Annotated in this window: 18 protein-coding genes; 17 read left to right on the forward strand and 1 reads right to left on the reverse strand. The window is 35.5% G+C overall.

Features of this window, described 5'->3' with window-relative positions:
- The first annotated feature begins 275 nt into the window (after window positions 1-275).
- The 12 genes from FD20_RS05305 (at window position 276) to FD20_RS05360 (ending at window position 18,588) form a co-directional block, all read left to right on the forward strand.
- A complete protein-coding gene (locus tag FD20_RS05305; protein ID WP_057736526.1) occupies window positions 276-1,628 on the forward strand; it encodes an APC family permease in 1,353 nt (450 codons plus the stop codon).
- A gap of 4 nt (window positions 1,629-1,632) precedes the next feature.
- Window positions 1,633-2,550, forward strand: coding sequence for an ROK family protein (locus FD20_RS05310; protein ID WP_235807716.1), 918 nt, complete (start codon window positions 1,633-1,635; stop codon window positions 2,548-2,550).
- Window positions 2,551-3,090: 540 nt separating this feature from the next.
- Complete coding sequence (locus tag FD20_RS05315) at window positions 3,091-4,482, forward strand: aspartate ammonia-lyase (protein WP_057736527.1); 1,392 nt, start codon at window positions 3,091-3,093, stop codon at window positions 4,480-4,482.
- A gap of 285 nt (window positions 4,483-4,767) precedes the next feature.
- On the forward strand, window positions 4,768-6,129 hold the full coding sequence (locus FD20_RS05320) for an FAD-dependent oxidoreductase (RefSeq protein WP_057736528.1): 1,362 nt from the start codon (window positions 4,768-4,770) through the stop codon (window positions 6,127-6,129).
- Between the two features lie 12 nt (window positions 6,130-6,141).
- Window positions 6,142-6,516: a YbgA family protein gene (locus tag FD20_RS05325; protein ID WP_057736529.1), complete on the forward strand. Its 375-nt coding sequence runs from the start codon at window positions 6,142-6,144 to the stop codon at window positions 6,514-6,516.
- A gap of 210 nt (window positions 6,517-6,726) precedes the next feature.
- Window positions 6,727-7,647 (forward strand): cysteine synthase A, encoded by a 921-nt coding sequence (gene cysK / locus FD20_RS05330; protein WP_057736530.1) that lies wholly within the window; start codon window positions 6,727-6,729, stop codon window positions 7,645-7,647.
- A 498-nt stretch (window positions 7,648-8,145) separates the two neighbouring features.
- On the forward strand, window positions 8,146-11,364 hold the full coding sequence (locus tag FD20_RS05335) for a GH32 C-terminal domain-containing protein (RefSeq protein WP_083489048.1): 3,219 nt from the start codon (window positions 8,146-8,148) through the stop codon (window positions 11,362-11,364).
- 303 nt (window positions 11,365-11,667) lie between these two features.
- On the forward strand, window positions 11,668-12,459 hold the full coding sequence (locus FD20_RS05340; protein ID WP_057736531.1) for a tyrosine-protein phosphatase: 792 nt from the start codon (window positions 11,668-11,670) through the stop codon (window positions 12,457-12,459).
- Between the two features lie 487 nt (window positions 12,460-12,946).
- Entirely contained in the window at window positions 12,947-14,359 is a 1,413-nt protein-coding gene (locus FD20_RS05345; protein ID WP_057736532.1) for an amino acid permease, read from the forward strand.
- A 316-nt stretch (window positions 14,360-14,675) separates the two neighbouring features.
- Window positions 14,676-16,049 (forward strand): cytosine permease, encoded by a 1,374-nt coding sequence (locus FD20_RS05350; protein ID WP_057736533.1) that lies wholly within the window; start codon window positions 14,676-14,678, stop codon window positions 16,047-16,049.
- Complete coding sequence (gene codA / locus FD20_RS05355) at window positions 16,039-17,277, forward strand: cytosine deaminase (protein WP_057736534.1); 1,239 nt, start codon at window positions 16,039-16,041, stop codon at window positions 17,275-17,277. Before FD20_RS05350 ends, codA begins: the two co-directional genes overlap by 11 nt.
- A 282-nt stretch (window positions 17,278-17,559) precedes the next feature.
- Window positions 17,560-18,588, forward strand: coding sequence for a zinc-binding alcohol dehydrogenase family protein (locus FD20_RS05360; protein ID WP_157060854.1), 1,029 nt, complete (start codon window positions 17,560-17,562; stop codon window positions 18,586-18,588).
- Window positions 18,589-18,720: 132 nt separating this feature from the next.
- On the opposite strand, the gene FD20_RS05365 is transcribed toward FD20_RS05360, so the two are convergent.
- Window positions 18,721-21,366, reverse strand: a complete 2,646-nt coding sequence (locus FD20_RS05365) for a YfhO family protein (protein WP_057736535.1) — start codon at window positions 21,364-21,366, stop codon at window positions 18,721-18,723.
- Window positions 21,367-21,727: 361 nt separating this feature from the next.
- Here FD20_RS05365 and FD20_RS05370 point away from each other — a divergent pair, with 361 nt between their 5' ends.
- The 5 genes from FD20_RS05370 (at window position 21,728) to FD20_RS05385 (ending at window position 24,393) form a co-directional block, all read left to right on the forward strand.
- The gene (locus FD20_RS05370) at window positions 21,728-22,234 is read left to right on the forward strand and encodes a GNAT family N-acetyltransferase (protein WP_235807717.1); all 507 of its coding nucleotides are present in this window, start codon (window positions 21,728-21,730) and stop codon (window positions 22,232-22,234) included.
- 62 nt (window positions 22,235-22,296) lie between these two features.
- Window positions 22,297-23,127, forward strand: coding sequence for a Cof-type HAD-IIB family hydrolase (locus tag FD20_RS05375; protein ID WP_057736537.1), 831 nt, complete (start codon window positions 22,297-22,299; stop codon window positions 23,125-23,127).
- A 10-nt stretch (window positions 23,128-23,137) separates the two neighbouring features.
- Entirely contained in the window at window positions 23,138-23,434 is a 297-nt protein-coding gene (locus FD20_RS05380; RefSeq protein WP_057736538.1) for a MazG-like family protein, read from the forward strand.
- A gap of 142 nt (window positions 23,435-23,576) precedes the next feature.
- Window positions 23,577-23,699 (forward strand): hypothetical protein, encoded by a 123-nt coding sequence (locus FD20_RS14000; protein ID WP_268871940.1) that lies wholly within the window; start codon window positions 23,577-23,579, stop codon window positions 23,697-23,699.
- Window positions 23,700-23,832: 133 nt separating this feature from the next.
- Complete coding sequence (locus FD20_RS05385; protein WP_057736539.1) at window positions 23,833-24,393, forward strand: ECF-type riboflavin transporter substrate-binding protein; 561 nt, start codon at window positions 23,833-23,835, stop codon at window positions 24,391-24,393.
- The last annotated feature ends 2 nt before the right edge of the window (window positions 24,394-24,395 follow it).

The raw sequence follows: 24,395 nt of genomic DNA on the forward strand, positions 1-24,395 counted from the left end.
ATTTTTGATGTTTAGAAACAATAAATAAACGGTTGATTGCGTTTTTGAGTAGAAAATAATTTTTCTATAAAAAAGCTATCTTTTTAATAAGATTATTTAACCGATTACATATTTTAATACAAAGTGTCAGCGCTTTTATTATTTTTAAGCATTGACGAAAGAAGTTTTGATGCTTAGAATTTTTGTATTCATGTTATTTTTAGTGACATGATTCTCTTCATAAATACATAGTATTTTTTAGTTAGTGAGAGTATAAAAATATAGGGGGAATAGCAATGGATGTTGAACACAAGCTTGAAAGAAAGATAGGTTCTTTTCAAGCAATTACGATAAATATGGCACAAATGATGGGTGCAGGTCCTTTCATAACAATCCCACTAGTGTTAAGCGCAATGGGAGGGCCGCAAGCAATGTTTGGGTGGATTGCTGGGGCTGTCTTAGCACTGTTAGACGGTCAGATCTGGAGTGAACTAGGAAGTGCAATTCCTGGAGAAGGCGGTACGTATAACTTTTTTAAAGCGGCTTTTTACAAACGGACAGGTAATTTAATGCCTTTTCTTTTCATATGGTCAGTGTTGTTAGCAACGCCTTTGACAATGTCAAGTGGGGCAATTGGTTTAGCAAACTACGTCGGTTTCTTTTTCCCACACATGACCGCTCTGCAAATGAAACTTATTGCTGTTTTTGTGACTTTGTTAGCAATTGCTTTGTTATATAGACGTGTTAGTAGTGTAGCGAAAATATCTTTTGTTCTCTGGATGGGTATGATATTGACAGTTATTTTAGTTGTCGGCACAGGCATTTTACACTTTGATCCTAAAATGGCTTTTGCATTCCCTAAAAATGCTTTTGCACCCTCAAGCTTTTTTAAAGGATTGGGTGCAGGAATGTTATTGTCAATCTACGATTACTTAGGTTATTACACTTCAGCTTATATGGGTGATGAGTTAAAAGAACCAGGTAAAACAATTCCAAGAGCAATTACCTGGTCAATTATTTTGGTAGCCTTGATTGATCTTTTAATGAATATTGGCATTATTGGATATGTTCCTTGGAAAGAAGCAGCTAAGAGTTCTAATATTGGTTCCTTGTTCATGACTAAAGCATGGGGAGCACCAGGTGGAATTATTATTACAATTTTAATCATTTGGACTTGTTTTGCATCTGTTTATACTGGATTACTGGGAGCATCAAGAATTCCATATAATGCAGCTCAAGATGGTGTTTTTTTCAAAAAATTTGCTCATCTTCATCCTAAACTTAAATTCCCTAACTATTCACTGCTAGTTATTGGAGCAATCATGGTAGTTTGTTGTTTTTTCAATTTGACAACCGTAATTAATGCTTTAATGGCAGTCCAAATTGTTATTCAATTTATGATGCAGATCATTGCTTTGACTGTTTTGCGTAGAAATAAGCCTAATTTAAAGCGTCCCTATAAACAGTTCCTTTACCCGCTACCGAGTGTCATCGCGTTCATAGGTTGGGCATTTGTTTTTATATCATCAGGTTCAAATGCAATTTGGTTAGCACTTCTATGGACAATATTAGGAATACTGGTTTTCTTGGTAAGAAGTTTGTTCAAACATGATGAATGGCCGTTTAAAAACAACAGAAAGGGGATTTAAAACTTTGTTGGAGAATAATAATAAAAATGGCTTTTTAGCAATTGATTTTGGTGGAACTAAAGTTATCGTTGCACTATTAAATCTTAAAGGGGATTGGCTGGCAAGAGAAAAGAAAATCATTGCACACCAAGATAGTAAAAAAATAATAACTGAAGCACTAAAATTATGTCAAAAGTTGGTTTCTGAAAAACAATGTACGATTTCTGGGATAGGTATTAGTACCATTGGTGTGGTTAACGGAGATTATCTTAAATTGGTTCCGACGATTAAGAATTGGGATCAAATAAACTTACGAGAAAGTTTTGAACTTCAGTTTCCGGACGTTCCTATTTATATTGAGAATGATGTCAAGGCAGCCGCGTATGGAGAAATTTTAAACGGTGCATTAAAAAATACAAAAAATGGTCTTTATTTGAATTTAGGTACTGGGGTAGCTGTTGGATTAACATATGGGGAAAAAGTGGTCAAAGGAAGTCATGGTGCCGCAGGTGAGGTAGGGTATCTTTTGAACTCCGTTGATTCTAACGTGTCTTTTTTGAATGGTCATGCTCCATTTGAAGAAGTTGCAGGTGGACAAGGAATTGCTCGTCAAATTACCCAAATAACTAGTGTAGAAATGGAGGCTAAAGAATTCTGGAACAAAGATTTTCCAAAAGAAAGTGAGCTTTTTCAACTCCAGAAGCATATTCTTAAGCTACTCAGTTTTCAACTCAGCAATTTATGTGTTATCTGGGATCCAGAGGTTGTGGCTATTGGTGGTGGGATGGAAGCACAATTTTCACTCTTTGCAAACAAGTTAAAGTCTGCTTTGCGTGATAATGTTCCATTCCCACCTAAACTATTACCTGCTTACTATAAACAGGATGCTTCTTTGAACGGAATTGCCCAACTACTGCTTTCAAAAGCAAATAGCTCAAAATAATCATACAAACTTTGTTTTTTGTGTCCATTATTTTATAAGAAATGTATTACGCTGTTCAAATAATAAGATTTAAACGACTTTTCCACATCAACTTGTTCTTTTAGACTTAACTATGGATCACTCATAGTTAAAACGCGAACTAATCTTGCATTTTAACTGTTGGTGTCCAAAAATTATGAACTTCTGTTATATTTTTTGCTTTTTTGGACTTCAATGACTGCAAGAGGTATAGTTTTCTGAGAAAAATCATCAGCTTGATGTCTAGAAAAAATTTTTAAAAAAACTTGCAGTGGGTTCGCTAGAAAAGTAACAATTTAATTAGCCTATTATAGCGATAATTAAGTTTATTGAAAAAAAGATAAAGCTCTTTTTAATAAAAATTCTAGTGTTGATTCTTTGGATAAAACGGGTTTTTAAATGCTGAATCTATGGAATACTCATAAATGGTCTACCTCTATTGACTTAAAGTTTAATTAAGCTATATTGATACGTAAGTTGATGGCATATTTAAATGATTAATTAAAGGAGAGGTATAAATTTATGAGGATTGAAGAAGATTGCATTGGTAAAATGGAGATTGCGAACGACGTTCTTTATGGAATTCATAGTCAAAGAGCAGCAGTGAATTTTCCTATTTCAAATGAAAAGGTTCATCCGTTGATTATAGAAAGTCTAATTCAAATAAAAAAGGCAGCTTCTCAAGCCAATCATGAAGCTGGTACACTGTCTGAAGTTAAGTTTGAAGCAATCAGTGAGGCTTGTGATGAGTTATTACATGGAGATTATTCAGATGCTTTCATTGTTCCCGCGATTCAAGGAGGAGCGGGAACATCTTCCAATATGAGTGTTAATGAGGTTATTGCGCATTTGGCAAATCGAAAAGCGGGGGAAAAACTTATCCATCCCAATGATGATGTCAATCAATCCCAGTCGACAAATGATACCTTTCCTACTGCTGGCAAAATGGCAATGTTGAAATCTTTACCAGAATTGCTAAAAGCGATTCGCAATTTAATTGAAGCCATGCTGGAAAAAGCTTTCGAATTCAAAACTGTTATCAAAGTTGCACGTACGCAGCTTCAAGATGCTGTGCCAACTACGCTTGGAAGATCTTTCCATGCGTATCATTCAATGTTTAAGCGCGATCTCAAGCGATTAGAAGCAGCAGCGAGGGATTTAAAAACTGTTAACCTTGGTGGAACAGCCATTGGTACGGGAATCAATGCAAGTGATGCATATCAACAGGAAGTTGTGCCGCTTTTGAATCGTGGAACCCATCTTGATCTTAATCTTGCGACTGATCTGCTTGATGCGACCCAGAATTGCGATGCGTTTGCAGAATTCTCCGGCGCCTTAAAAAACCTTGCGATTGATTTATCAAAAGTGAGTCATGACTTGCGACTGCTTTCAAGCGGTCCGCAAGCTGGGTTAAATGAAATAAGTTTGCCACGAAAACAAGCAGGGTCTTCAATCATGCCAGGAAAAGTGAACCCAGTCATTCCAGAAGTTGTCAATCAAGTTGCATTCGAGGTAATTGGAAATGATGTAACAGTTACGATGGCTGCGGAATCTGGTCAATTAGAACTTAATGCTTTTGAACCAATCATGTTCAAGCGGATTTTGGAGAGCGAAGAGCATTTAACACAAGCTATCAAAACATTGACTGTGAATTGTGTTTGCGAAATAAAGGCTAATGACAAAAAATGTGCATCAGATGTTGAAAAATCTGTTGTCACAGCTACAATTCTGACTCCATACCTCGGCTATGAAGCAACTACCAGATTAGTTAAAAGAGCGGTTACTGAAGACCGTTCGATTAAAGAAATCATAAGAGCAGAAGCATTGTTGGATGACAGTAAAATTGAAGAACTTTTTTCAAAAGAGAGCCTGGTTCATCAGCATTCATCTGAAAAAGTTGGTAATCTTGCTTGAAGGCTGAATGATAAACATTAAGTTCGATGATTCTTGAGATAATAAAGAACAATCACTACTAAAAGATAATTTGGTGGTGATTTTTTTATACGCAAATTGATATAAAAACCAGCTAATTTCTTAAAAACGATGCTGAAAACATTTTTTGTTGTGTAACATTTCTCTTTTAAAAATTTCAGTAATCGTTGATTTTCGTTTGTGACAGTTCTAATTTCTTTTAACCTATATTCTAAAATGGTACTATCGGAATGAAGTTGTAAATAGAAAGGCAGGAGGTTATTTTATATGAAGGTAATTGTGGTTGGATCTTCTCATGGTGGTTTTGAAACTGTTCGGGGTATTTTGGCTGAGCACCCTGAAACTGAGATTCAGTGGTATGAAAAAGGTGATTTTTTGTCTTTTCTTTCTTGTGGAATGCAGCTTTATCTCGAAGGTGTCGTTAAAGATGTCAATTCGGTTAGTTATGCTACACCAGAAGGAATGCGAGCAGCCGGAGTCCATGTTTTTGTTGAGCAAGAAATTACAAAAGTTGACTCCGCAGCACATAAAGTACATGTCGTAAATCATGCCGATGGTTCTGAACGTGATGAAGATTATGATAAACTTGTTTTGAGTGTTGGAGCTGTTCCAGCCGTTTTACCGGTTGAAGGACATGATTTGAAGAATATCTACGGTATGCGTGGACGTGATTGGGCAATAAAGCTTAAAGCCAAAACAGTTGATCCTGATGTCAAGAATGTAGTTGTCATTGGTGCGGGCTATATCGGAATTGAAGCAGCTGAAGTCTTCGCAAAAGCAGGAAAACATGTGACCGTGATTGATATTTTGCCGCGACTGCTCAATCTGTACTTAGATGAAGAGTTTACTGAAATTTTAACTGATGAAATGCTTGGACACGATATATATCCTGCAACAGGGCAGACTGTCAAGCGTTTTGAGGGGCATGATGGTAAGGTGACAAACGTCATAACGAATCAAGGCGAATATCCAGCAGACCTAGTGATTCAAGCAGCAGGAATCAAGGCTAATACAGATTTTCTTAAGGATGTTATTGAGCTTGATGACCATGGATTGATTAAAATTGATGATTACCTGCAAACAAGTGAAAAGGATATTTATGCAGTGGGAGATGCAACACTGGTTCCATTTGCACCAACTGGTCAAAATAATCGAGTTGCATTGGCAACTAATGCACGGAGGCAGGGACGTGTGGCCGCTAAAAATATTTTTGGAGCGAAGAAAATAATGCCATCGGTTTCGGGTTCATCAGCACTTTCTGTGTTTCAGTATCATTTTGCTTCAACAGGCGTTAAGGCAGGAACCAGCGACAAATTAGGTATTGAAACAAAATCAATTTTAGTTCAAGATACTGTTCAACCAAAATTTGTCTCGATGGATGACAAAAATGCTAAAGTTTGGTTTAAATTGACATATGCTCCTTCGGATGGACGAGTGTTGGGTGCACAGATCTTGTCTAAACGTGATGTTACGGCTAATATCAATGTTATTTCTTTAGCGATTCAACAAAAGCTTAAAGTAACGGACCTCGCATATGCAGACTTTTTCTTCCAACCAGGTTTTGATAGGCCTTGGAACATTATAAATATAGCTGCTCAGAAGGCCGTTGCTCAACTTGAAAAAAAATAGGGGAGACTATACTTGGAGCAATGGCAGAAATCTTGGTCGGTAAACAAATATTGGGTAATGGCACATTCTCAGCAGATTTATAATAAAATTCGCAAATTGGCATCTAATAATGAATGGTCAAAAGAAAAAGAGTTTAACTATCAAGCACTGCTTCTAGAAGCAGCAATAGTAAAACCAACAATCAAAACCTTAACAACAGCATATCAGCATGTTTGGGGTTACTTCAAAAAAAGGGCAACGGACGCTGAGAAAGAATTTTATTTGCATGGACTAGCAGTTTTATCACCTGAAAATGATATAATGGGTCCTTTTTTAGCAGAATTAGCAATGAAATATCAGGTTCGATATTTATTAGAATCCAAGCTGTTGACAGTTTATTTGAAATAGTTGAAAAACTGATGGAGGTAGGACTGTTTTTTTTACAAAAAGTATGAGATTTAAAAAAGCGGCTGTTATCTTATACCGCTTTTTTATGTTTTCTATACGAAACGGGATTTTGATTGGATATCTCTATTTGTTAAGTTATACTTATTACAAGTTTATTTGTTGTGGTTTATTGGGTAAAAGAATTATTTCAAAAGAAAAGGGGCTAATATTATGAGCAAACTTTTTAATTCAGTTGCAGATTTGATTGGCAATACTCCTATCGTTAAATTGAACCATATAGTTCCCTCTGATTCGGCCGACGTGTATGTTAAACTCGAATTTTTCAATCCTGCGGGCTCTGTTAAAGACAGAATTGCACTTGCAATGATTGAAGCAGCTGAAAAAGATGGCAAACTTATTACAGGTGGGACGATTATTGAACCGACCTCGGGCAATACAGGTATTGGCTTGGCTTCAGTTGCAGCTATTAAAGGCTATCGCTTAATTATTACTATGCCAGAAACAATGAGTATTGAACGCCGTAAATTGATGCAGGCTTATGGTGCAGAATTGATTTTAACCCCCGGCAGTGAAGGAATGAAAGGTGCTATTAAAAAGGCGAAAGATCTAGCATCCGAAAAGGGCTATTTTTTGCCGATGCAATTTGATAATCCAGCTAACCCCAAAATTCATGAAAAAACGACTGGAAAAGAAATTTTAGACGCATTTGGGAATAATCTTCCAACAGCATTTGTTGCAGGAGTGGGAACTGGTGGTACTTTAACTGGAATTGGGCATACATTAAAAGAAGTAGATAAAAACATTAGGATTTATGCTTTGGAACCGACAGAGTCACCAGTTTTGAAAACAGGAATTGGTGGTAAACATAAGATTCAGGGTATCGGTGCTGGTTTTGTACCATCTGTTTTGGATAATGATATTTTCGATGATATTATTGAAGTGCCAAGTGACGATGCAATTAAAACTGTCCGTAAAGTGGGGCGGAAGGAAGGATTTTTACCAGGAATTTCCTCGGGTGCCAATATCTATGGAGCTTTGAAAATTGCCAAAAAACTAGGTAAAGGGAAATCTGTAGTTACTATTGCACCAGATAACGGTGAGCGCTATTTATCAACTGAACTTTTTAAATAAAAGCCAATTATCAATTAATTGGCCAATCAAAGAGAGTATCAGACTTTAAAGTGTATAAAATTCTTGTCAGAAGCAAGATTGTTTTAAAGAACAATAAATCTGGAACGCTTGTCCTCTATTGCTAATAGGGGATAAGCGTATTTTGTTTTCAAAAATATCAGTATAAATTCTAAAAATGCTTATTTTAATCATTGAAATTAAAGGCGACAATTTTTCGGTACTATTTTTTGAGAGAAAGAACAGTATGCTTTCTTAATATACGGATAATTTAGAGGTATTAAGTGATGTATAGATGTAAAACTAGTTTTAAAAATTAGAGCAAGTGTATTAAATGTTACACTAGATGTTTCAATTAGAAGCATACCTGTTTTGTTTTATACTTACAGAAAATTTCTTTTTGTTTTTAAATCAGCCTTCTTTGAAAACTCTTTTTTATGGCACGAAAATTGCTTTATTCTTATTGGAATATTACTTAAGAACATTTAGGGAGGAATTTTTATGCAAGATCGATATATGGGGGAAGTAAAAGAACATTACAAAATGTACAAAAAAGGAAAAATATGGACTTTTTCACTAGTTTTGTTAGGAACTACGTTTTTATTTACAAGCCAAACAGATTCGATTCATGCTGCGGCACAGACTGATTTGAGTAGTAGTTTATCAATAGAACAGAAAGAAAGACAAAGTGTAACTCCAGCAGTAAAGACTTCATCAAGTACTTCATCAAGTATTGAGCAAGAAAAACAAACAGCATCATCTAGTTCATCCTTATCTGCAAAAACAGAAACTAGAGCAGAAAATGCGATTTTTATTGAAGCTGAAACAAAGAATGGCACTAGCACTACTACTTCAGCTGCAGATGTTTCAAGTGAGTCTGCTGATAGCTCTAGCAGTAGATCTAAGACAGAGGAACCTGTCAGTGAAAAAAATATCTCTTCAGCAGTTAGTTCATCTGCAGTTAGTTCATCTTCGGCGAAAGAAGATATTGAAGATACGACAAGTTCTGTTGAGCAAGATAGCACGGTAAGTTCTTCAAGTATACAAGCTGAACAGTCTTCTACTGAGGTTTTAAAAGAAGACAAAAAAGATGTTGAAAACCTTGATACAAAAACGAATGCCGTTTCGACTGCAGTTGTTAAAAATGAGCAGCAAACAAGTTCAGTAATTTCAGAAAACAAGACTTATGATGAAGAATACCGTAATCAATTTCATTTTTCCCCCGCTCAGAATTGGATGAACGATCCAAACGGTTTATTTTATGATGAAAAAACAGGTTTGTACCATCTGTATTACCAGTATAATCCGGAAGGAAATGAATGGGGGAACATGTCTTGGGGGCATGCGACAAGCAAAGACATGGTTAATTGGACGCAGGAACAGCTTGCAATTCCAATGTTAGATAATCAAGGGTGGGAAGATTTCACATACACCAACACCACTGGCAATTTAGCCAAATACGGTGAAGTCCGCTATGTCGGTGTACCCACTACTAATTGGGGAGACTCCAATGGTAAGAAAGCTATTTTTAGTGGTTCGATCTATGTAGACAAAGATAATATTAGTGGATTAGGCAATGGAGCAATTTTAGCATTTTATACAGCAGATTATCAAATTGCAACTAGAATCAATGATGGGGAAGACAATGGCTGGGGAACATGGATTGGTTTAAGTGAAATTCAAGAACAACATTTAGCCTATAGTTTGGATGGAGGAACAACATTTATTCAATACTCTTCAGATGGAAATTCGGCTGAACCTAAGCCGTTAATTCCAGTTACTGCTTCCGAAGGAGGAGATGCAGCTAATTTTAGAGATCCCAATGTAGTTTATGATGAACAAAATAAGCAATTTTTAATGACAGTGGTTTCTAATCAGCAAGCACTTATCTACAAGTCTCAGGATCTACTCCATTGGGAATATGCATCTAGTATTCAAAGACAGAAAAATGTCGGTGCTGGTGTCTGGGAATGTCCGACATTAATTCCAATGACAGTTTCAGGAACCAACATAACAAAATGGATATTTGCCGTAAGTGTTCAGCAAGGGGCCCACGCGACTGGGTCCGGAATGGAATATTATGTTGGCAATATCAACGCTAACGGTGAGTGGCTGCCTGAAAGTAAAAAAACAATGAATTCACCAATGACTTTTGATTATGGGGAAGACTTTTATGCTGGTATTCCTTTTGCAAACATGAAGGATAAACGTAATGTGCTTATTGCCTGGCAATCTAATTGGTCATATACAGGGGATGCTAAAACTTCACCGTGGTATGGTAATATGACTCTCCCAAGAGAACTGCAATTAGTTAAAAGTTCTGAAGGAACTGATGGGTATTTATTGAAGAATACGGTGGTTTCTGAAATTAAAAATAATGAGCAGGAAAATGTTATTTCTCAGTCAAAAGCTAATCTAACTATTGAAAACAATGAACAAAAAATTGAATATGAAGGCAATCAATATAAAATAACAGCAAAATTTTCATGGAATGCAGAAAATCAACCTGAGTCAGTTGGGTTTAAGCTGCGGGTATCAGATGATGGTAAATATTATATTCTTGTTGGGTATGACTTAAAAACTCAAAAATTTTTTGTACGACGTTTGAACACAGGCGAACCAAATATGGGAGATCCGCGAGATCAAATGAACGCTTTCGTTAATACTGATAATGGCACAATCACGCTTACTGTTTATGTCGACGAGACAAGTATTGAAGCTTTTGCCAACGAGGGTGAAAAAACGATTACACAAAATTTCTTCCTGCGTCCTGAATATATAGGTGCTCAAGCGACCAATCAACTTTATCTTTACGCACAGAATGGAACAGCTCAAATCACAGATTTAACGTTAAATCCACTTGCCAGTATTTGGAGCAATGAAGCAAAAATAATTTATAATTATGTTGATGAACATGGAAAAAAGATTGCTCCTTCAAAAGAATTTACAGGTAAAATAGGTGATACGTATTCTTTGCTTGAAGCAAGTAAAATAAAAGGTTATTTTTTAAGCAGTACAGATGCAAAAAACATAAACGAAGTTAACTTGTATACGGCGCAAGACCAGGAAGTTAATTACATTTATCAAAAGATTCAAACGGATATATTGATAAAAGATACAACACTTACTGCAAGTCCGAACACTAAATGGACTGCCGCAGATAATTTTATTAGCGGAACTGACATCACGGGAAAAGCGTTGTTGCTTAAAGATGTCAAAGTAGTTGGAAGGGTAGATCCGACTAAAGCTGGAACTTATTATGTTAACTACAGTTATACAGATAGCCAAGGTAATACGATTTCAAAAAAAGCACGTGTCAGAGTACTTGGATCAGCTAACACAGATAAGTGTTCTGAAGGAGACCATGACAAACAGGTTAGTGGACAGAGTGTTGAAGATAAAAACACTGCTGTATGGCTGCATAATTCAAAAGATGACGACTGGTCTAGAAGTGGTGAAGTTAGTGGGACAATAGTAAATGAAGAACAACGTAATAAAAATGGGCGTCTGAAAAATCAAATTATAAAAAGTATGGCTGATAAACATAAGGCAGGAAAAAACAATCAAAGCATTATTGAAAAAGAAAATAAAGGGCAGTTACAGTTACCACAGACGGGTGCTGTCAAATCATCAGTAATGAGCGTATGGGGATCAATAATTGTTCTCTTAAGCAGTATTGGAATTTTATCTAGTTTTAAAGGGAAAAAAAGCAGAAAATAAAAAACACCTGTTTTTGTTCATTAAAAAGGAAAGCGCACGTAATTGGCTAGAATATTTATTCTGGTTAAATTGCGAGCGCTTTTTACTATTAAACCTACAAATGAGTATAATTGATAAAGCAAAGGCTTTAGCCTATACTTATACTTGATATTATTTATTAAGTTGATTTTTAACAATATGAAATACAAGAATTATAAGCTGTATCCCTAATTTAATCTGACATGAGTAATGTGTAATTAAAATAATTGATCTTTGGAAAGATAATAAACACAAGATATATCCTGCTAAGGAGGAAACTTATCTATGAAAAAAATAACTACGAGTGGGAAAATCGTTGACCTGCATTGTCATCTGCTGCCAGGAATTGATGACGGATCTCCTGATTTAGAGCATTCGCTGAGTCTTGCTAATGATGCTATAGAAGAAGGAATAACCCATATTTTAGCTACTCCACATCATCTCGATGGCGACTATGTCAATCATAGAACCGATGTTATTAAAGCTGTTGCTGAGTTCCAAGCTGAGCTGGATGTCCGAAAAATGCCTTTAACGATTTTTCCTGGTCAAGAGGTCCACATTAACGGTGATTTAATTGAACGTTACAATGACCTTCTTGGAATCGACGAAGCAAAGAAATATATGTTGATTGAGTTTCCTCATGGGAGCGTGCCGGCTTATGCTAAACGTTTGTTTTTTGAATTGCGCAAGATTGGGACAACTCCGATTATTGTTCATCCAGAGCGTAATCATGAGATTCAAAATGATCTAAATATCTTATACGAGTTTGTTTCAGAAGGAGCATTGGCTCAACTGACTGCGACTAGCTATATTGGTGGTTTTGGGAGTAATGTTGAAAAAATTTCAGATCAATTAGTTGAACATGGACTGGTTCAATTGTTTGCCTCTGATGCTCATGCACTTAAGGGACGTAAGTTTGCATTGCATGAAGCATTTGAGAAACTAAAAGTAACAATAGGACAGGAAAAAGTAGACGAATTTGAACAAAATGCTGAAAATCTATTGAATGGTCTGCCAGTTATGGCACATGGCTATTCTAAAATATCTAAAAAAAAGAAGCATTTTTTCTTTTTCTAGCTAGCAATAAAAAACAGTGTCATACTTAATTTAAAATTTTGTTTAGGGCGTGGGTCAGAAGTTTTTTTGATCCACTCCTTTGTTTTAACATTATGTTTTACATAGTAACGTGCTTCAGGAGTCAAAGTCTAAAGCGCCATTTATATTAAGAATATGAAAATTTTTCTTATTTAGGTCTTACAAACTGAAATTATTTTTGGATATACAAAACATTTAAACCTAAATTTGAAGTTCGGTAGATAGTGATAGACGAAAGCTCTTTCTTTTGAAAAGCAGTAAATATTTAATTATTTTGTTTTCCAATTAAATAGATCCTTTTTTCTTAAAAATGTTTTTTTTAATGCGAATTGTTTTTTTTAAACAAACTTCAATTTTATAGTTTCATGATACATGTCATAAAAAATGACAAATATTTTGTGCGATCATTTGACTAAATGAAAAAACGATTATAGAATTATGGACGTATTTAAATGAAAGGGATGTTTACATGAATGGTATCTTTCGTAAGAAACGTATTGATGACCTTTTAGGCGAAACAACGCCTTTGAAGCGTACATTGCATACGTTGGACCTTACGTTCCTTGGAATAGGAGCTATCATTGGAACTGGGATATTCGTTTTAACTGGTAAAGGAGCTCTAACAGCAGGGCCTGCATTATCATTGTCATTTTTACTTGCTGCAATATGTTGTGGTTTTGCGGGTCTTTGCTATGCTGAATTCGCATCGATGGCTCCCGTTGCTGGATCAGCATATACCTATTCTTACGTTGCATTTGGGGAAGTAATTGCATTTATTATTGGATGGGATCTTATCTTGGAATATGCTCTAGGTGCAGCTACAGTTTCAGTTGGATGGTCTGGATATTTTGTCAATTTATTAGATAATATTGGTATTCATATTCCAACAGCCTTGACCGCAGCTGCAGGGACAACCCCCGGTGTTTCAACAATTTTTAATTTGCCGGCATTTTTGATTGTTTTAGTAATTACATGGATCATTTCAATCGGGATCAACCAGACAAAACGTGTTAATGATACGATGGTAGTCATTAAACTAGCAGTTATTATTCTCTTTATTGTTTGTACAATCTGGTTCATTAAACCTCATAATTGGACACCATTTTCTCCATATGGTTGGTATTCCTTCAATCATGGTACTGCGGCCGGCATTATACCAGCTGCCTCGATTGTGTTCTTCTCGTTCATCGGATTTGACTCAGTTGCATCAAGCGCTGAGGAGACAGTTAATCCCAGCAAGACCTTACCGCGTGGCATTCTCTTGTCATTATTGATTTCGACCGTACTATATATTATTATGACATTAATTATGACAGGTGTTGTTAAATATACGATGTTTACAAAGTATCTTAACGCGCCAATATTGGCTGTTTTGCATTCAACCGGTCAGACTTGGCTTTCGATTATTGTCAGTATTGGGGCTATCTTGGGGATGACGACTGTTATTTTAGTTCAGCTTTACGGACAATCTCGTATTTGTTATTCGATGTCGCGTGATGGGTTATTTCCAAAATTCTTTGGTGAAGTTAATAAAAAATATCAAACACCCTTTAAGGGAACTTGGTTCTTTGGTACTATAACTGCACTTGCAGGAGGATTTATTAATTTGAATATTCTGTCAGAGCTCGTTAATATCGGAACCTTAACAGCATTTATCTTAGTTTCAGCAGGAATTCTTTGGATGCGTAAAACTAATCCTAAAATTCATCGTGGCTTTAGAGCGCCAGGTGTGCCTTTCACACCAATCATTGCCATTCTTTTCTGCTTGACACTGATAGCTGGATTAAATTGGGAGACATGGGTTCGGTTTATTGTTTGGTTCGGAATAGGAATGTTAATTTATTTCTTTTATGCTAGAAAACATTCAAAACTAAATATATAGCTACAAATATTAAATGATCAAAAACATTATACATTTTAATAGAATTCGAGGATTTTGAAACTAAATCCTCGAATTTTATTATTGAAAAAAGGAATATTCCTGAATGTCTGGTATTATGTGAGGAAAATAAGGTAATATGAAACATGGATTCTTAAATTTAATTAAGCTCTCACATGATGCAGACAAATATTCCATTTTATATATGACCAAATTACTATTACGTTTGTGTGAGCAGTTTAAAAATTAGTAATCTAAAAAATTTAGCAGTATTTTAATCAGACTGATTGAGATTCTGTTTGCAGGGGGAAATTATTTTATGAATCACGATAACGAACGAAGCTTAAGCATTCGTCCTGAACAACGAAGAACATCTTCGTGGGATATGTTCGCTACCTGGGTTGGTGCTAACGCAAACAATGGAACATGGTACATTGGAGGAGTTTTAGCAGCTTGCGGTTTTGCTGCTGCAATGGGTGTTCTACTTTTTTCTTCAGCACTTTCATATTTATTTTTATCATTAATAGGTTTTATTGGATTTAAAACAGGTGTTTCAACAATGGGAATCAGTCGTGCCTCATTTGGAATCCGTGGAAGTTATCTTCCATCGCTAATCAATGTCACACAATTTATCGGATGGACAGCAGTCAATACATATATTGCAGCCACATCGGTCAGTTATTTAATGCATGATATTGCTGGTTGGCCTCTTTATGGTCAGCCAGGTGGGAGCAAAGGAATGATTTGTGGAATTCTGGTAATGAGCATTTTGCATATCATCAGTATTGCAAGTGGTTCGCGATCAGTCCAGTTAATCGAAAGAATTGGAATTGTACTGGTTTTCATTTTTGTATTGTGGGAATCAGTTGTTGTTTTTCAGTCTGTTTCGTTACATGAGATCATGTCTTGGCATGTGCCCGCTAAATTTAAAATGAATACTGGTACGGCCGTTGATACTGTTGCGGCTTTTAACTTAGCTTGGGTAACCGCAGGTGCTGATTTTACACGATTCACAAAGAAAAAAACAACAGCAACTGTTATGCCATTTGTCGGAGCTTTGTTGGGCGTAGTTTGGTTTGCTTTCATTGGATTAGTTGCAACAATTAGCATTGCAGTTGCATCTGGAGGTTATGATCCTAACAACTCTGATCCAAGCACTATTGCTAGTCGCTTGGGATTGGGAATATTAGCGTTAATTGTCATTATTTTGACGAGTATGACAGCAAATGCTGTAAATCTTTTAGCCGCAGGTTCTGCTCTTTCAAATATTTTCCCACGTCTGAAACTTAAAATATCATTATGGATAGTTGCAGTTTTAGCAACAATTGTTACTTTTGTTCCAATGATATTGGGCAGTTTTTTGGATACTTTTATTGTATTTCTGGATTATATTGGAATGGTGTTAGGGCCGATAATCAGTATCATTGTCGTTGATTTTTATTTACGGAATCGGGGTCATTATCATTTAGATGATCTGACAAAACGTGAGGGTCGTTATTGGTATACCAATGGTGTTAATTGGATTGCTGTTTTAACATGGTTAGCTGGAGCTGTTATTTTCTTTGGATTGCAGCATAGCGAATTCCTAGAAAAAACGGTTGGGGCAACTTTTATTACAATGGTACTCAGTGGGGTATTATATTATTATTTAATGAAATTAAGCTACGGAGGTTCCAAAAAAGATGTTAATTAAAAATGTACATATCAACAATCAAAAAAAAGTACAGAGTGCTAGGATAATAGATGGAAAATTTAGTTCTATCGGAGACACATTGGTTCCTGAAAAAGGAGAAGAAGTCATTGATGGAAAAGGAAAGGTATTGCTTCCTCCTTTCATTGATTCACATGTTCATCTCGATGCAACTTTAACTGCTGGTCAACCTGAATGGAATCAAACTGGCACACTTTTTGATGGCATTCGAATCTGGTCAGAAAGAAAAAAAGAATTATCAATTAAAGATGTCAAAGATAGAGCCAGAAAAACGATATATCAGCAGTTAAAGTACGGAATCCAATTTATCCGCAGCCATGTTGATACAACAGACCCGCAGCTGATAGCATTGCAGGCTTTGTTAGAACTGAAAGACGAGTTGAAAAATGTTGTTGAACTTCAATTGGTTGCATTTCCTCAAGAAGGAATTTTATCTTTTCCCAAAGGTAAAGAATTGCTCGAACAAGCATTAAAAGAAGGTGCCGACGTTGTCGGAGGAATTCCGCATTACGAGTTTAATCATTTTTATGGGGCCGATTCTTTGAAATATATAGTGAAATTGGCTGAAACATATAATGTTTTAATTGATGTCCACTGTGACGAAATTGATGATCCAGCAACGCGAAATCTCGAGGTTTTAGCGACATTAGCATATGAATCAGGTTTGAAAGAACGCGTGACAGCCAGCCATACTACAGCGATGGGTTCCTATAATGATGCATACACATATAAACTATTTCGTTTGCTTAAAATGTCACATATCAATTTTGTCTCTAATCCGCTAGTTAACATGCATCTGGGTGGTCGTTTTGATACATACCCTAAACGGAGAGGGCTGACGCGCGTTAAAGAATTGACAGAAGCGGGCATCAATGTTTCTTTTGGCGAGGATGATATTAAAGATCCATGGAACCCATTGGGCAATGGGAACATGTTAGATCCATTACAGATGGGTGTGTATGCTGCTCAATTAATGGGGTATGATCAGTTGCAAAATTCATTTAATTATGTGACTTACAATGGTGCTAAAACACTGCATATTAGTGATCATTACGGAATTGCGGTCGGACAGCCGGGAAATTGCGTTCTCTTAAATGGAGAAGATTTTTATAATGTTTTGAATAAGCATGCTGAAGTTTTGTATAATATTCGAAATGGAAGAGTTGTTGCCAAGACAATTCCGGCTCAGAGTGAACTTTATTTGGAGTAGAATTTTACTAATTTAAACTAATAGGATAGTGCGTGGATTGTGGTTATGGTAAGCATGCTAAACTTAAAAAGTCGCGGTGATTTTTAGATTTTTTAGCCCTCAACGTAAAAATTGGATTGCGGCAAAGTTGCACTTTGAAAGAAATTGAGCGACAATAACTAGGAATTAGGGAGTTTTTGTCTAAGGGTTTGAAATGAATTTTTGGACAAATTAAATAATAAAATCGCAACGGTGTGTATCTTAGCTTTTGAAGAATTACCTATAATATAAGGAGTGATGTGTATGCCTTCCAATATGAAAGCAGTCGGATTTAAAAAACATTTATCTCTTGAAGATAAAAACAGTCTGTTTGATTTTGAAACACCAATTCCTAAAGCAACTGGACGTGATCTTTTAGTAAAGATTGATGCTATTGCGGTTAACCCAATTGATATAAGCGTCAGAATGAATGGATCTGAAGAGTACGGAACTCCCAAAATTCTTGGGTGGGATGCTTGTGGGACCGTCGTTTCCACTGGTGAGCAGGCAGTTTTATTTAAAAAAGGTGATTTTGTCTTTTATGCTGGGGCTTTTGATAGACCAGGAAGTAACGCCGAATATCAGCTAGTTGATGAGCGTCTTGTAGGTCATGCCCCCGAAGGAATGGATATTGCAGATGTAGCGGCAATGCCTTTGACATCTTTGACAGCTTGGGAAGCTTTATTTGAAAAAATAAGGGTTAATATTGACGATGTATCTGATAATGAGAAGAAAACTATTCTTATTATCAATGGTGCCGGTGGAGTAGGATCAGTTGCAACACAATTGGCTCATCTTGCTGGTCTGCATGTTATTGCAACTGCTTCAAGAACTGAGACAATTGCTTGGACTAAGGCACATGGTGCTGATCAAACGATAAATCATCGTCAAAAAATGGCTCCGCAACTATACGAATTGGGTTATGAAAATGTTGACTATATTTTAGGTTTGAATGATATTGACGGTCATTTTAAAGAGATGGCAGAGATGATCAAACCTAACGGACGCATTGTCTCTATTACAGGGAATAAAAAGCCGCTTGATTTAGGACTTTTAAAGCCCAAAAGTGCTGAATTTATGTGGGAGTGGATGTACACAAAATCCTATTATCAGCTTCCAGAAATGATAACCCAGCATGAAAGTTTAGAAAAAATAGCGGTATTATTGGAACAGAAGAAAATAAAAAGTACTGCCAATAAGATTATTGATGGAATTAATGCAGAAAACCTAAAAGCCGCGCATGCTCTGATCGAGACAAACAGTTCAATTGGCAAAATTGTTCTGTGCAGATAAATGGAAAATAGAAGAAAAATAGCGTGTATTAGAAAAGCAAGTTAAAACAAGACAGCTGGGGCAAAAGTTATAATTTGACCCAGCTGTCTTGTTTTAGTTATCTAGACTTTTCTATTTAATTGTGGAATATTTCTAGTTCCTACTTATATGCGAAGTTTTTTTGTTGAGGATATGTCTTCTTCTATATGTCCAAAAAAGTTCTAGTAAACAATAAAAAGCAAAACTGAAAACTGAAAGAATGGATCCTATTTTTAATCCTGGTACATGGTAAGTGAGAACAATTTTATTGTATCCATATGTGAGTTTGACGGACATCATTCCTTTAAGTGAACGTTTGACTGGGACCTTTCGATCGTTTCTTAAAATTGTCCATCCCTTATCATAAGGAATAGAAAGATAAAGCAGCTTAGAAGAGTCTGTAGTTTTTATTGTTCCTGTTACTTGGGTATGTAAAAAACTAGTACTGATTTTAGGCGAAAAACTGCTTTTTCTGGTGTGTGTAACAACTTTTTTAAATTTAGTATTGTTTAGACTATAAATGCGCAAGTTATTTTTTAAATTGTTCTTTTTTGCAACAAAATTAATTTCCACTTTCCGGTTTTTGGAAAATGTACCAAGATATTGCAGGTATTTATGTCGACTAACATCTTCATCGATAGACAATCTTTTCCCGTTAATGTATATTGCATTATATCTACTGTATTTGGCTGACCACTCTGAATACATTGGGCCAGATGCTTTAGTTTTAACAATGTAAGTATAGCTGTATTTGTTTGAAGAAATCGTCTTTCCTGTTTTTGGAGAGGATAATATTTTACTCTTCTCAAAATAAGGTTCTTTGCTTTTCTTTAGAGCTTGTAGAACCAATTCTTGATTTGAAATTGAACTAAACTTCTTGCCTGTATTCAACTTCAGCCGATTAAATGCAGTCGGAACGGCAAATCCAATTCCAACAAAGCTTGGATTGGGAGCTATATCTTGCTGCTTATTGTTAAGTTCAAAAGAGTACTTCACTCCAAATAAAAATTCTGTTAATGGCGTTAACCCAATCGAACTGATACGCCGAACATTTTTACTGAAAAAACCAAACGCATGCAATGTTTTTCGTGTTGTATTATTTAGAGTTGAACTGTAGAAGTTAATACCATAGAAGTTGAAAAGCATTGGATCGTTATAATTATAATATTTTTCATGATATGCTTTGTTAATCAAAGTGTTTGAATTATTAACTCTGAAAAGGCAATTGGTTGAACCGTTAATTTGATTAATTTTACTTGATTCGTATGTGAAATTTTTTTTGTAAACTACTTGATTACCAAAGGGTGTATTGTTCATAGCCAATAAAAAATTACACGTGATTTCGAATAAAACAATTATAAGTAGTAGTATTTTTTTATACATCTTTTTTGTTGAAAAGATTAAAATTGATGTTGCAGCAATAAAGAGGAAGCTCAAAATGACTGATTCCAAAGATGTTACGTGGATTACTTGGTAGCTTCGAAGAGAATGCGAGAAATAATTATGTAATATCCACGAGGATAAACGGCTTCCAAAATAACCGGCAATAATTGTGCTTATTAACATACTCGGAAGCATCCATTTCCAAAAGCGGCTGATTCGGAGTGGGTTCTTCTCCCAAGCTTGGTAGGCAAAGACAATTAAAATAAAACTGACGAAAAATGAATTTCTGAATGGAAATCCGGCAGGTTGCTGTCCAAGATGCCAGATAGTGTTGCTTAATTTTATTAGCATACTCAATAAAAATATGATCAAAAAACATGCTGCATTTCTTTTGCTGGTTTTCTTTATTTGAGGGTGAACAAAGTAGCAAAGGGTTAATAAAATCACAAAGGTCGTACTGAATATACTTGGAGCATGAAATAAACGTGAAGAGTAGTTCGAGGCACCCACTCCAAGTTGACTTAAAATTTCAAAACCGAATTGAGGGGCCAAAGTGAAATTTTTCCAACTACCTCCTTTTGCCGTCTGTAACATACCTAACACAGTGGGTAAAAGAAGAAAGGATGTGCTTAGAGCGCACAAAAATTCACTGGTAAAAAACTTGGTTAGACTACTTCGATTCATTTTCCAGAAATTTTGAATAGGAAACAATGATGAACGAGTTTCTATTAGAATGTAAACTATATAAAAAACTGAAAATAAACAAATCATGTAACCTAAGTAAAAATTTGTTAAAATACTGACAAATAGCCATCCAAAAAATCTTTTTGTGCGACCAGTTGAAACTAAATCGTCAATTCCATTAATAACCAAGGGTAGACAAATTAAAGCATCCAGCCACATGATATTGAAATAATTAAGCGCAACGAAACCACATAAGCTGAATATTGTCCCAAAAAGTGCCATCCAAGGATCATATTTTTTAAAATGGTTTTCTAAAAAATAGGTCATCGTAAATGCAATTGTTGAGCTTTTCAAAATAATAATGAGCGTAACTGCTTTAGGTATGTCAGCGGTATTTGGAAAAAGCAGAAACAAAAGATTAAATGGACTAATCAGGTAGTAGGCAACTGTTGGTAAAAAATTTGCACCAAGTGACTGTGAGAAAGAATAAAACTGGAATGAATGTGTAAACAAGGAATGATGTAACGAACTGAAAAAGGTGATGTATTGACTGCCCATATCACTCAGCAATAGGTTATGATTACCAAAAGGTGTTACTTGTTCGAAAATCATTATTGTTGAGGCTAGAATAAAAGAGATTATGAATGCTATTGAAGGAACTAAATATTTTATGTAATGTTTATTGTTAGACAATTAATTCACCGACTTTTTATTATTAGGTCCTGTTTATTCGAATTTCTTGAAGCTTGATGCAGATTCAGCTTAGCAAGGAAAAATGATACGTGCAAATTATAGGACTCTGATATTTAGTTTACACATTGTGAATTATTTTAGTCCTTATCTGTGCAAAGGCTTAAATAAATATTTTATTTCTTAATATTTACAACAATAAGAACTGAACAAAAATGAGCTAAAACTTAAATTGTGTACTGTACTATGAGAAATTGATTCAAACTCAAAATGAAATTTTCATGAGTAAAAATGAATGTTTATCTGTGTAAACTATGCTAATATTTATCCTGTATGGAGAAAGGTATTAGCTATATAAGAGGGGTTGATAAAAATCGAATTGGAAATAATGCATCCTAAGGAGAAGGATCTTTTTCAAATAATGGAGATTGAAAGAAATGGTTTTTCGAACGCTGAAGCAGCTAGTTTAGACTCAATGCGTAATCGTCTAAGAATAATTAATGATAGCTTCCTGATAGCTCATTCTAAAGAAAGCAACGATGTTGTCGGTTTTATTGTGGGCCCTGCAATAAATGAACGCTACTTAAAAGACGAATTTTATGAAAAAGTTGTCACGAATGATGCTAATGCTGAATATCAAAGTGTTTTAAGTCTAGCTGTCCATCCATTGGTTCAAGGGTGTGGGGTAGGAAGTCAGTTGTTAAAAGCTTTCGCGCAACTGGCTGAACAAGCTGGTCGAAAGGCAATAACATTAACTTGCCTCGAGGACAAAATATCTTTCTATCAAAAGGCTGGTTATAAAGATGAGGGCGTATCAGACTCACAGCATGCAAGTGAAAAATGGCATAATATGCTGTTAGATCTTGATTGAACTAAGTTTTATACTATTCATTCAAATGAAAAAACATATTTAAAAAGAAGGGAATAGATTACATGAACATCAAAATGATAGCTGTTGATATGGATGGTACATTCTTGAATGACCATAACACATATGATCAAGAACGGTTTAAAAAAATTTTTAAATATTTGAAACAACGCGGAATACATTTTGTGGCCGCAAGCGGGTCTCAATTTCAAAGATTACAGATGCAGTTTTCACCGTTTAAAGATGACATTGATTATATTTCTCAAAATGGTTCGCTAGTCCATTGCGGATCTCAGCTGGCGCTTACTGCTCCAATTCAGATTTCGGATTATTTAGATCTTCTAAAGAAACTGGAAACTAATTTTACAAAAAAAGACTTAATTATGAAGACGATTTCGGGCATTAATTATACTTATGCCGAAAAGAGTCTTTCAGATAAATATTTAGCTATAATTAAACGTTACTACAGTTCGGTTAAAAGCGTAGTTTCATTAAAGACTTTGGCAGGTTTAGGAAATAAAGATCAGCTTATAAAAGTGGGTGTCACTTTTGCACCAGACGCGAATTTTGAAAAGGCCAGTGCAAAACTTCGAAATTTATTACCACCAACTTTGACCAGCTTAAATTCGGGTTTCAACACACAGCTCGTAGGTACAGCAAATGTTGATAAAAGAACAGGTATTAAGTATTTACAAGAAAAATATCAGATAAAAAATGATGAAATAATGACCTTCGGAGACAATGAAAATGATATTCAAATGTTAGAATTGACACCGTATAGTTTTGCTATGCATAATGCGTCTTCAAAAATTAAAAACATTGCTAAAAATATTACTTTCCATGATAATAATCATTCAGGTGTGTTGGACGTACTTGAGAAGGCGTTAATGAAATGAGGGAGTTTCGATGGACGATTTAATAGTTGAAATTGAAAAAGCGGCACATCTTGAACCTAAAAGCGTTGAGCAGCAATTTTTAAAATTAATGGAAGAAGTCGGTGAAGCGGCTCAGGCATATCTTTCAGCAGAAAATGTGTCTGGAAACTCTTACAAAAAATTGAATATTGATAATACTAAAGAAGAATTAGTAGACATTTTGCTCGTTACATATGCTGTACTTGTTAAATTGGATATTTCACATGCAGAATTAATTAAGCTGCTAAAACAAAAAACCAATAAATGGCTCGAAAAGCAAAATAATTAAATCATACGGAGAACTTTACGCTAAATTGCAATTTTAAAAGTAATGTTGTAGACTTGTAAAAGGTTAGTTTTTGATCATGAATTATATGAGGGAATGAGTAGCTTTAACTTCATGCTTAGAGAGTCGAAAGCGCTGGGAGTCGATGATTGAGTCAAGTGAAGATGGTTCCTGGGGAAAACAAGTAGTTGCGAGTCTCTTTAGACAAGCTTCTACCGGTGGCAAACCGTTATCTTTGAAAATATATAAGATATTTAGAGGAACCTGAAAAGGTTTGAAGATAGGTGGTAACACGCGGGAGCGTCCTTTCAGTAAATGAAGGGATGCTTTTTTGCTTTCTCAGTCGTAAAGCAGTGCATCAAAAGTAACTAAAAACTATTTGATCTGAAGGAGTGGTCACATTGAAAAATAAGGAAAATAATTCAATCAAAACTGTTGTTGCAACAGGAATTGGGGCAGCTATTATTTTCGTATTAATGAAGTTTGTTGCGATACCAACAGGAATTCCTAATACTCAGATAAATGTTGCTGAAGGATTTCTACCACTATTAGGTGCAATCTATGGACCAATTGCGGCAGGTTTAGCAATTTTTATTGGACATACACTTAATGATTTTGTTACCTATGGTTCTCCATGGTGGACGTGGGTCATAACCGATGGGTTGGTTGGTCTTGCTTTTGGATTGGCTAAAAGAAAACTTGATATACAGAGTGGTGTTTTAAGCAGGAGAAAATTAATTTGGTTCAATATTTATCAAATAATCGTTAACTTTGTTGCTTGGGTCTTGCTTGCACCAACTGGTGACATCATTATCTACCATGAACCTGCTAAAAAGGTCTTTTTGCAAGGAATTACCACATGGATTATCAATAGTCTTTCAGTTGCTGTGATAGGTACAATTCTGCTGGTTCTTTACGCGAAGACGCGTACGAAACGGGGCAGTTTAAAAAAGGAAAGATAGCG

It is taken from the genome of Liquorilactobacillus uvarum DSM 19971 (genome assembly GCF_001434935.1).
Lineage (GTDB): Bacteria > Bacillota > Bacilli > Lactobacillales > Lactobacillaceae > Liquorilactobacillus > Liquorilactobacillus uvarum.